This is a genomic window from Xanthovirga aplysinae, from assembly GCF_009711365.1.
In the GTDB taxonomy this organism is placed as follows: Bacteria; Bacteroidota; Bacteroidia; order Cytophagales; family Cyclobacteriaceae; genus Xanthovirga; species Xanthovirga aplysinae.
The window spans coordinates 1-10,068 of sequence record NZ_SMMB01001167.1 but is presented as its reverse complement, the minus strand read 5'-3'; the positions used below and the strand labels follow the sequence as shown (position 1 = coordinate 10,068).

Sequence of the window (10,068 nt, the reverse complement as noted above, 5' to 3'; positions counted from 1 at the left end):
AAAAAAAAAAATAATCCAACTTTAAGTCAGATGCCAGTATTTTAACCACCGAAAGTCATTTTAAGCTTATTTTCATTTTAAATTTAAATATCATATCTTGGAGCCCCTCCTCGTTTATAAACTAACACAGTACGTTCAAAGGTCATAAAAATAGTTCCATCCTGTTTTATTCCATTTGTTTTAACTTTAACGATGCCTTGGTCCAGCCTGGATATGGACTCACGTTTGTTTAATGTTTCAGACTCAGCATAAATAGTGTCACCTTCAAAAACAGGTTTGTGAAGAACAACTTTGTCCCATTGTAAATTTGCCACAACCTTTTTACTTATTGTATTGACTGTCATTCCAGTTACAATAGCCAAAGTCAGCGTACTATCCACAAGGGGTAATTTCCATTCACTTTTTTCCGCATAATTTGCATCAAAATGCAAGGGTGCTGTATTCATGGTCAATAAAGTCATCCAAATATTGTCCGCTCTCGTCAAAGTACGGCCAGGCCGATGTTCAATTATCTGTCCAACTTCAAAATCTTCGTAATAAAAGCCAAAATCTTCCCGGATTCTGTTTTCAGCTACTTTTTTATAACTTTTTGACGACCCCATGCATTTATGAATTTATTTTGTGTTTTTTGCTCTGGCAATAATGTGTTGTGACTTTTTATAAATAGGTAAATCAATCATTTTGCCTTGGTATTGGCAGGCCTTTCCACCAGCTTTTTCATAGGTTTTTGAAATAACCTCTGCTTCTTTCAATTCCTCTTCCGAGGGTCTAAAACCCTGTTTTATAATAGGTATTTGCTTGGGATGAATGGCAAGCTTACCCGTAAACCCCATGGCTTTTATATTTAAAAGCTCATTTTTTAAAATATCGTCATTTTCAAAATCAAAACAAGGACAATCAATTGCAGCAATTTGGGCAATAGCAGCAGCCTGGACTATTTGTTGTCTGGATAAAAGTAAAGTGTCCCATGAAATATCACATCCAACATTTACAGCATAATCTGCGGCCCCAAATATTATGCCCTTTAAAAATGGACAGGCAGACACAATTCCAGCTAATTGACTGAGACCCCGGCCTGTTTCAACTAACGCTACAAGACTAATATGTCTTTGTTCCAGTTGCATTACTGAGTTAAGAATAAAGAGTTCTTCAGACGATTCAACTTTTGGATAGAGCAATACATCGTAATGAATCTCTGAATTGCGTAATGCCAACACATCTTTTAAACCAGCCTCGGTTGTTATTTGGTTAATACGAATAATAGTTAATAGAGCACGCTTTTTTAAACCTATCAGGTATTTAATAACATTATCACGCGCCTTGTTCTTTTCTTCTTGAGATACCCCATCCTCCAGATCCAGAATAATTCCATTGGCCCCCACCTCTTCAGCCTTTTGGAAATGTTTGGCTTTGTTCCCTGGGGTAAAAAGTATGGCTGGGGATGTCAATATATGGTTCATAAATTATTCAATCAGGTACTTAGAATGGAATTACTTTGCAAAAGTAAATTGAACTTTCCCCATATTTTATGTGGGCTAGATATCTCCTTTTTTAAATAATAGGCCAGTAATGAACATTGTTTTTATATGTTGATCATAATTTAAATAAAGGAACTCTTATGAGAATCTGATAGTTCCTGAATGAATTTATTTCAAGGAAGTGTTTAAAACTAAAAAATTTTGACTGGTGTTTTTTATTTTCTTTGCAGCATTCCAAATACGATCAAGCATAAATTTAAAACATGAAAAAACTCATTAGGCTTAGTTATTTCTCCAATTTTGTGAAAGTTAATCCCACAATTGGTTCCCTTTCTTTATGACCTGAGATTTTGGCATGTACAGCACTTTACCAGTGCTAATGGGAGAAATACCTGACCTGAATAATCGTCCAGCAAAGGTTTTCTTCCCTTATGCATGGTGGGTTTTCTTTTTTGTTCCTGCTTTGGGGAATGGATTGACTAATCAAAATGAATGACTGGATACCTCAACATTAAACCAAAGAGAAATTCATAAAAAAATGAGAAATTAGCCAAATGGGCAAGAGTTACAAAACCTGATTTTGTGCTGAAATTTTGGAGCATTTTTCTTCTATTAATTATGGCCTCGAAGTTGAATTGACTCATTTGATTTCCTTTTGCTTCAGGATAGGGGTACACTTGTTTTGTTAGAAAATTAAATATTTTCTAACCAGTTATCTTTTACTTGTAGAAAAAATAATTCCTAAATTAAACTATCGTTTTTCTTTATTCATGAAATTACCTCTTATTAGATAGTATGGAAAAGCAAAAGATTAAAAAATTAAAATCACAATCAAGAAATAATAGGTTTAAAAAAATAGGTTTGGCACAATCTGTTTTTAAAGGGATAGGAATTTTAATAGTGGTCATTTTTGGTAGTGTGGAAATAGCTAAAGGACAAAATGTATTGAGGGTGGGGACCAGTGGAGATTACGCCCCCTTTAGTATGAAAATATCAGACCATATAAATGAATATGAAGGTTTTGATATAACACTGGCCAAGTTGTATGCAGAAGAGAAAGGTTTAGATATTGAATGGGTGCCCTTTCGATGGTCCGAATTAACGGATGATTTCAAAAATGGTAAATTTGATATCGTTATGAGTGGGGTGACTGTAACACCGGAACGATCAATAACAGGTCAATTTACGGTTCCTGTGACCACAGAAGGAGCTGTCGTTCTTGTCAAGGCTTCCGATTCATTTGACAGCATTGAGTCCCTTGATAAAAAAGAGGTATCATTGGCTGTAAATGCCGGTGGATATTTAGAAAAGGTTGGACGACAGCAATTTAAAAAAGCACAGATCTTTACAAAAGAAATAAATTACGATGTCCGAACAGCCCTGTTAGAAGGAAAAGTAAATGGAGCAATTACAGATATACAGGAAGCACCGGAATGGCTAAAAAGTACAAAAGGTCTTGTAATATTAGGACCTTTTACCGAAGATTGGAAAGCCTATTGGGTTTCTCCCGAAAGACCTAATTTGGCTGCCGATTTTAATAAATGGCTAATGAAATTAGAAAAAGAGGGTATGCTTGCTGATCTTCGCTCAAAATATCTTGGAGAAACAGGTGGTCTCCACACAGCCATGCCGTTAAAAGCCTTAATAGCTGCCGTTCAGGAAAGATTGTCTCTAATGCCAATTATTGGAGAAATTAAACATGCGAAAGGAATTCCCTTTAAAGTGCCAGAAAGGGAAAAACAGGTTTTGCAAAATTCATGGACTAAAGTTCAAGAGGCAGCTAGAGAACATAAAATAAATCCTCCAAGCGAAGATGCTGTGAAAAGATTTTTTCAATGCCAGATGGATCTTGCCAAGGCAGTTGAAAGAAATGTCGCCTATACCAAAAACTCTTTTTCAGAGGAAAGGTCATTACCTGATTTAAAAAAAGATTTACGCCCTGCTTTAGACAGAATTGGAGTTAAGATAACTCAATTGATTGTTCTTTTACCTAAAGATCTAAGTTTTGACCAGGTTAGGAAACAGGTAATTGAATCTTTCAAAGGAAAGAATTTAGAAAAAGAACAATTGGAGAAGATTGCAAAGGCCATTATGAATCTTAGCGAGGGTAAATAAAATAAACCAAGGAAAGTTAATCTTTGGTTTATTTTGATTTACAAAGTTGAAGGGCATCCAACCTTTTTCTATAAGACATCTTTTCAATTAAGCTTTCTCTCAAATTTTCAGGAAATTTGCCTAGAGCAAAGATTTAGATAATGACTTTTTCTGAAATTTTGAAAAGCCTGAATTTCTATAGCAAACGCACTCTTATGATCAAACTTGATTTATTAAAATGACTGAGTTTAAGACAAAAATAAAATTAAAAAGGGTTTATGATATTTCAGATCGGGAAAATCGCTTCAAGGTATTGGTAGATAGATTGTGGCCCAGGGGCTTAACAAAAGAGAAGTTAAAGATAGATTTATGGGAAAAAAAACTGGCTCCATCTAATGAATTGAGAAAATGGTACCACGACAATTTGGAGAAATGGGATGATTTTAGGGAAAAATATATAATGGAACTAAAATTAAACCAAGCCTCCTTGCGAGAATTCATTGGTAAAATTGACAAGGAGGAAGAAGTTCTTTTTCTATACGGATCTAAAAATGAAAAAGCTAATCATGCCGTGATATTAAAAGAATTCTTGGAGTTAAACTTTAAGGTATAGGTAGAATTCTACTTCACAAAAAGAATGATGTCATGCTTTTAAAGTAAAATCAGTGTAAGGGGTAGCTTCATTTAGAAATGAAAATTATTATCATGTCACATGGGAGTTATTTCAAAGTTGGACCTATTTGAACATATATTCCCATCAATTTTTCTTCCACCCAATGGAATTTTCTCTTTTCTAAAATAAAAAGCCTTATAAAGAAACCCATTAGGTCTGGCCCTTTTTAATTCCTCTCTCAGAACATAAATCCAGAGTTTTTTTCACCCCTTATTTTAAATTCTCGTCCCAAATAAGCCAAACTTCTTTTATTTGAGCCATAAGAATACTTTTCTTTACCACATCAATTAAATTCTACTTTTTATGAGAATTACCTTTTTTGGAGCATTTATCTCAATAATTGGGTTGGTTTCTTGCCAAAAAAATGAACAAAAAACAGGACCTACCTCCTCTCTTCTATTAGTGAAACTGGACAGCCTGATCAATTCTGAGAATAAAGAAAATCGCTTTCACGGCACGGTGGTAATTGGCAACCTGGACTCCATTTTTTATCATAAAGCCATTGGAGTTGCCGATAGAGTATGGGACCTTCCTATGCAGTTGGATTATCGTTTTGATATTGCCTCGGTGAATAAATCATTTATTGCCGCTCTCATACTAATAGCTGTTGAGGAAAATAAACTTCAATTGGATGATAAACTCACAGATTTACTAACAAATTATAAGTATAGCGGAAAATTCGACCCCAACATCACGATTCATCAAATGCTGACCCACACCTCCGGTTTAGCAGACTATAATGGCGTAAGAAAAGACTTATCGGCCAATAAATTTTTAAAATTTAAACGATTACATTTTTCCAATCATGACTATTTAGATTTTATTAGTCAAATTCCACCTTTCAGTAATGCCGGAAAGCAGTTTCACTACAGCAATTTCGCTTATCACTTGTTGGCCATTATTTTAGAGGACACCTACCAACAACCTTTTTCAGAAATATTGGATGAGAAAATATGTAAACCACTAAAACTTTCCCATACTTTTTCCCCTCAATCCCGTGAGGAGGTGCATAAAAAAGTAACAGAAGCCTATAACTACTCCCCACAGGAAAAGAAATGGAGACGAAATAGGTTCATTGATCTGACCCTAGGCAGAAGAATTTACTCCACTTCAGGGGACCTATATAAATGGGGAAAAGCAATGAGCAATAATTCCTTGCTTTCCGAAAGTTCCTTAAAAGTCATGCAAACCAACCATCTTTCACACCTTGGCAATAATATTTCCTATGGTTACGGTTGGGTAATTTTTGATGGAAGAGGCCAGTATAAAATGGGGAACCTATCTATCAATGCTCCCTACATCATTCATGGGGGATCAACAGAAGGTTACAAAGCCATGCTTGTCATTATCGACAAAGGAAAATTTATCATTTCACTATTGGCAAATTGTGGAGATCAGGTGAATGAAATTCATTTAACACAAAAAATTGTTCAACTCCTAAATTCATCTATTTATGAAGACTAACCTTTTATCCATCTTATTTTTCATTTTTTCAACATCTTTCTCCCAGGGACAGGATATTACTGGTTTTTGGGAAATTACCAATGTCACTGTTGGAGAGGAAATAATGACTCCTGTTGCCAAATGGACCAAAATCAAAGCTGACCATACTTTTGTTTCAGGAAATGGATGGGAGCAAAACGCTGAAGGCACCTATTCCTATGATGAGAAAACCCAACAATATAATCCTCAAAATAAAAATTGGTTAAAAGATCCGGCCGGTCCCTTTACGGTGAGCTTTTTAAATGGTAAAATGATATGGGAAAGAGAAGAGGAAGGAAATAAGGTTGTAATTACCCTTAGAAGGGTAGTAAAAATGCCTATGGGTCCAGTGGATAAAATTCGAGGACTTTGGGCACTAACAAATTCAACAATAAATGGAGAAGAAGTTAATTTTCTAACTGTTTCAAACTCTCAACCTTATATATTTATTCGACCTGATAGATTATACAGGCAAAGATCGGAAAGAGGAGAGGTTTCTTCGGGTTATTGGTTTATGCATGCACATCGACATGAACTTACTTTTATCAGCCACAAAGAGGAAGAAGAAAGAAAAAAATGGGCGCTGAAATTTAAAGATGATCAACTCATTTTAATAGGACTTTCAAAAGGAAATAAAGACTTGCAAAGGACTTATAAAAGAATAGATGAATTTCCTCAGTAAATTAAATATTAGGTAAGGAAGGCCCTTAACCTAAGTATTTTTAACAAATTATCTGCCGAAGAAAGAAAAAAGATTCAAAATCTACTAAGCTTTTTTGAAAGCATCCTCGTCTAAACATTTTTTCTCTTTAATTAGAAAAGGGGAATTCTAATTTTCCCTTTTCTAAATAAAGAGCATTCTTTCTGATAGATGAAGTAATCCTCCATCTTTTGGCAAGTATTTAAATTAGGGTAAATTTTGAACAAATCAGCATCACCATTTCCAATAAATTTATTTTCACAAAATGAACTCTTATCATTAAATGAGGAGGGATGGTTGAAGAAACGAAAACTGACATTATTTTTCCTTTGAAAGTTCAAATTCACAAAAGGGTTGTCCTCACAAAAAAAACATAATTGAAGTTCCAAATAGGATTTTTCATTACTGATGAAATAGGAAAGGGTAGCACCAGTTTCATCAATATTTGCCATCACCTTCACATTGCCCATTTGATTATACATGCTCAGCTTTAAAAGTAAGCCAACCATTAACAAAACCATAATTTTAAAGGTGTTACTGAGAAGCTTCATTTTTATGATTTCACAAGTATATCCATTAATTGACCTTACTTTCACAGATTTAAACACATCAATAGAATCGTAATCACATTTCGGTTGATTTCCACATAATTGTGATGGTATGACAATTAGATCATTTAAATTAAATAATCTATCCTAACGGCCCACCCATAACTAACAGTTGATTGTATTAAAACAAATTATCAATATTATAAGGCGAAATGCTAACTTGTTCCAAAGTGTTCGGTTATGATCATTATTGACAAATTAAACCCACCCATACTACTCATTGTTAAACAACAAATCATTTAACTTTTTAATTGAATCTTCATTGTTTAATTCTACTGCTTTTTTAAAACTTTCTATAGCCTCCTCTTTTTGTCCATTTGCTAAATATCCATCTCCAAGAGAGTCCCAAACATTTCCCTCATCTGGAAATAATTGAACATTCAGCTTAAAAAGTTCTATAGCCCAATCCAAATCATTCTTGGCCTCAATAATTATATACCCTATTCGATTAAGGACTTTTGAATTTTCAAAATCTTGGCTATGTTCCTTTTTTATCAGAGTGAGAAGTTCTTTTGCTTTTTTTGGGGGATTAGCTTTGGTAAAATCAAATACAAAAAAATATGGATTTTTTTTGATTGGACCAGCTTGATAATTTTCATCAAAAATCATTTTCTCTACCGTATAAGCGATTCTCTCTACTTCAGGGCTTCCGGAATTTGTGGCGTAAATTATGACCACATCCTCTTCAAAATTCCAAATAAGGGAATGGGAAAAAGCCCCATTTGAGCCATTGTGACTTATCCTGGTAGTATTTCTATCTGAATAGGAAATTCCCCAGCCATAAGCGTATTGATATCTTCCTTTTTCAGGACCAATATATGGTTTGATAAATTTTTCAAAATATGATTTAGTTAAGACTTTATTTGTTTTCAGTGCTTGATACCATTTGAACATATCCTCTTGCGTTGAATTAATTCCTCCATTTCCTTTTAAATGCCAACTTACCTTACCATCTTCTAGATAGCGCGTAACCATAGAACCCCGATCTAAAACATTTCGATTATATCCCCTAGCTAGCAAATTCCTATCCCAATGGGGGATAAGATACCCTGTCTGCTGCATACCCGCTGGTTTAAATAAATGTTCATTTAAGAAAGTTTCATACTCTTCTCCCGAAACCAATTCTATAATGCGGGCCAAAATACTGTAGCCTACATTAGAATAAGAATATTTGGTCCCTGGCTCATGAAGTAATTCACTTGTAAATAGATCTTGAAAAAACAACTCCCTGGAAATATGATCGAAATCTTGCCCAAAAGATTCTTTCCATCCAGCAGAATGAGTTAATAATTGATGAACGGTAATATTTTGTTTATCCTTTGGAAGATCATTAAAAAACTTACTCAGTTTATCGGTGAACTTCAATTTATTAAACTCCACCAATTTTAAAATAGCTGCTCCAGTGAATTGCTTTGTATTCGAGCCAATATCGAAAACAGTTTTGGGGGTATTTAGGATGTTTTTTTCTTTATTGGCCATTCCATAGCCTTTATTAAGAATAACCTTTCCTTCTTTTGAAACTAATATGGCTCCTGAAAACCCATTTCCTACCCCATCTGTCAAATAATTATCTATTTTCGATTCAAGAGCTTTAAAATCACCTGCAACTTGTGCGTTTACAGTAGCTTTAGACCAAAATAAAAATTGGGTAAAACCAATTATAATGATAAATTTTCTTTTCATAAATATGATGTTTTTCTCCCACTTTCCAATTAGGGGGAATGTCTAACCAGTTCTTATTTATTTTTTTTGTATCGGAAACTATTATCAAAAGAAAATCAAACTAAATATAGAATAACCCAAATGGGAATTACACCTTTATCCATTAAGGTTCATTATCCATTTTTTTGGTAATAAAGAAACCAATCAACAGCCCTAAACCTCCCATTAAAAATATCATTGCGGGATATATAGCATTTTCTTCAAAGCCCGATATTTCCAACATACTTCCTAAGAATATACCAGCTCCAATTCCCATAGAAAGCAGAGCAAGATTTAATATGATAATCTTCCAAACTGGTGAGGTTTTTGAAATATTTTTACCAAAAAATATGCTAGCATCTGTTCCTTTTTCAATTAGTGCGAGACGCTCCTTATGCCTTGTAGTAAAGTGCAAATAGGCGATCCCAAAAACCACGATAAACATACTGATAACAATAATTACTCCTTCCATATCTTTAAATTTACTAGTTAATAATCTACTGCTTTGACAGTAAAATTTATATTTGGTTACAGCTGATTAGATAAAAAATAAAATATTTATCAATTTGTAACCAATATTGCAATTGATTGTCTAATAAAAATATGAGACCAAAGGATGACCTTATATACATACAAAGGGTACTAGATGGAGACAATCAGGCATTTGCAGAAATCGTAAAAAGATACCATTCGATCGTATTTACCTTAGCTTTTCGAATATTAAAAAACCGAGAAGAAGCAGAAGACTTAGCCCAGGATGTTTTTATTAAGGTTTTCAAATCATTAGGTATGTTCAATAGGAAAGCAAAGCTCTCCACTTGGATTTACCGCATCACCTATAACACCTCCATAAATAGTTTAAATTCCCGCACAAGAATTCAAACTATTGAAATAGAGGATGATCATCGAAGGGAGCTTAAAAATCTAAGCATAGCCAATCCCCATGATGATCTAAGAAAAAAGGAAGAAAAACAAATTATCAACAATGCCATATTAAAGCTTCCGGAAAAAGATAAAGTCATTATTACTTTGTATTATTACGAAGAACTTTCAGTAAAAGAGATAGCAGAAATTATAGGAATATCAGTTCAGAATGTGAAAGTAAAACTTTATAGAAGCCGGCAGAAACTGTATACAGAACTGAAAGATAAAATAGGGCAAGAAAAAATTTTGACCAATGGTTTCCAAAAATAAAAATCAGAAAATAGATCGTTTTGTAAAAGGGGCAGTGAAATCTGCATCTGTGGAACAACCTGGAGAATTGTTTATTTCTTCCTTAATGGAAAAAATTGAAAATTGCCCTCCTCCTGTTATTAGTAAAACTTTGACCCC

General features: G+C 33.9%; 11 protein-coding genes. 6 read left to right on the top strand and 5 right to left on the bottom strand.

The genetic code is table 11. The features are described 5' to 3' along the window. Positions 1-83 precede the first annotated feature (83 nt). Positions 84-602, bottom strand: a complete 519-nt coding sequence (locus E1171_RS15270; RefSeq protein WP_155206912.1) for a MaoC family dehydratase — start codon at positions 600-602, stop codon at positions 84-86. A 12-nt stretch (positions 603-614) separates the two neighbouring features. After that, positions 615-1,460 (bottom strand): HpcH/HpaI aldolase/citrate lyase family protein, encoded by an 846-nt coding sequence (locus tag E1171_RS15265; protein ID WP_155206911.1) that lies wholly within the window; start codon positions 1,458-1,460, stop codon positions 615-617. Between the two features lie 373 nt (positions 1,461-1,833). Here E1171_RS15265 and E1171_RS15260 point away from each other — a divergent pair, with 373 nt between their 5' ends. The 5 genes from E1171_RS15260 (at position 1,834) to E1171_RS15240 (ending at position 6,409) form a co-directional block, all read left to right on the top strand. After that, positions 1,834-1,974 (top strand): hypothetical protein, encoded by a 141-nt coding sequence (locus E1171_RS15260; protein WP_155206910.1) that lies wholly within the window; start codon positions 1,834-1,836, stop codon positions 1,972-1,974. A 299-nt stretch (positions 1,975-2,273) separates the two neighbouring features. Then, a complete protein-coding gene (locus E1171_RS15255; protein ID WP_155206909.1) occupies positions 2,274-3,593 on the top strand; it encodes a transporter substrate-binding domain-containing protein in 1,320 nt (439 codons plus the stop codon). Between the two features lie 217 nt (positions 3,594-3,810). Further along, complete coding sequence (locus E1171_RS15250) at positions 3,811-4,185, top strand: DUF488 domain-containing protein (RefSeq protein WP_155206908.1); 375 nt, start codon at positions 3,811-3,813, stop codon at positions 4,183-4,185. A gap of 363 nt (positions 4,186-4,548) precedes the next feature. Beyond that, positions 4,549-5,709 (top strand): serine hydrolase domain-containing protein, encoded by a 1,161-nt coding sequence (locus E1171_RS15245; RefSeq protein ID WP_155206907.1) that lies wholly within the window; start codon positions 4,549-4,551, stop codon positions 5,707-5,709. Next, positions 5,699-6,409, top strand: coding sequence for a hypothetical protein (locus E1171_RS15240; RefSeq protein WP_155206906.1), 711 nt, complete (start codon positions 5,699-5,701; stop codon positions 6,407-6,409). The genes E1171_RS15245 and E1171_RS15240 overlap by 11 nt, the downstream gene beginning before the upstream one ends. Positions 6,410-6,540: 131 nt before the next feature. Here E1171_RS15240 and E1171_RS15235 read toward each other — a convergent pair whose 3' ends face one another. The 3 genes from E1171_RS15235 to E1171_RS15225 form a co-directional block, all read right to left on the bottom strand. Further along, positions 6,541-6,978 carry a hypothetical protein gene (locus E1171_RS15235; protein WP_155206905.1) on the bottom strand — a complete coding sequence of 146 codons (438 nt, stop codon included), beginning with the start codon at positions 6,976-6,978 and terminating at the stop codon, positions 6,541-6,543. A 270-nt stretch (positions 6,979-7,248) separates the two neighbouring features. Continuing rightward, positions 7,249-8,718 carry a serine hydrolase domain-containing protein gene (locus E1171_RS15230; RefSeq protein WP_155206904.1) on the bottom strand — a complete coding sequence of 490 codons (1,470 nt, stop codon included), beginning with the start codon at positions 8,716-8,718 and terminating at the stop codon, positions 7,249-7,251. A 142-nt stretch (positions 8,719-8,860) separates the two neighbouring features. Further along, positions 8,861-9,208 (bottom strand): DUF6249 domain-containing protein, encoded by a 348-nt coding sequence (locus E1171_RS15225; protein ID WP_155206903.1) that lies wholly within the window; start codon positions 9,206-9,208, stop codon positions 8,861-8,863. Between the two features lie 131 nt (positions 9,209-9,339). Here E1171_RS15225 and E1171_RS15220 point away from each other — a divergent pair, with 131 nt between their 5' ends. Beyond that, the gene (locus E1171_RS15220) at positions 9,340-9,930 is read left to right on the top strand and encodes an RNA polymerase sigma factor (RefSeq protein WP_155206902.1); all 591 of its coding nucleotides are present in this window, start codon (positions 9,340-9,342) and stop codon (positions 9,928-9,930) included. Positions 9,931-10,068 lie beyond the last annotated feature (138 nt).

Bases quoted from the DNA above. Each gene is read 5' to 3' on its own strand.
- E1171_RS15270 (WP_155206912.1), bottom strand. From the start codon at position 602: ATGGGGTCGTCAAAAAGTTATAAAAAAGTAGCTGAAAACAGAATCCGG.
- E1171_RS15265 (WP_155206911.1), bottom strand. From the start codon at position 1,460: ATGAACCATATATTGACATCCCCAGCCATACTTTTTACCCCAGGGAAC.
- E1171_RS15260 (WP_155206910.1), top strand. From the start codon at position 1,834: ATGTACAGCACTTTACCAGTGCTAATGGGAGAAATACCTGACCTGAAT.
- E1171_RS15255 (WP_155206909.1), top strand. From the start codon at position 2,274: ATGGAAAAGCAAAAGATTAAAAAATTAAAATCACAATCAAGAAATAAT.
- E1171_RS15250 (WP_155206908.1), top strand. From the start codon at position 3,811: ATGACTGAGTTTAAGACAAAAATAAAATTAAAAAGGGTTTATGATATT.
- E1171_RS15245 (WP_155206907.1), top strand. From the start codon at position 4,549: ATGAGAATTACCTTTTTTGGAGCATTTATCTCAATAATTGGGTTGGTT.
- E1171_RS15240 (WP_155206906.1), top strand. From the start codon at position 5,699: ATGAAGACTAACCTTTTATCCATCTTATTTTTCATTTTTTCAACATCT.
- E1171_RS15235 (WP_155206905.1), bottom strand. From the start codon at position 6,978: ATGAAGCTTCTCAGTAACACCTTTAAAATTATGGTTTTGTTAATGGTT.
- E1171_RS15230 (WP_155206904.1), bottom strand. From the start codon at position 8,718: ATGAAAAGAAAATTTATCATTATAATTGGTTTTACCCAATTTTTATTT.
- E1171_RS15225 (WP_155206903.1), bottom strand. From the start codon at position 9,208: ATGGAAGGAGTAATTATTGTTATCAGTATGTTTATCGTGGTTTTTGGG.
- E1171_RS15220 (WP_155206902.1), top strand. From the start codon at position 9,340: ATGAGACCAAAGGATGACCTTATATACATACAAAGGGTACTAGATGGA.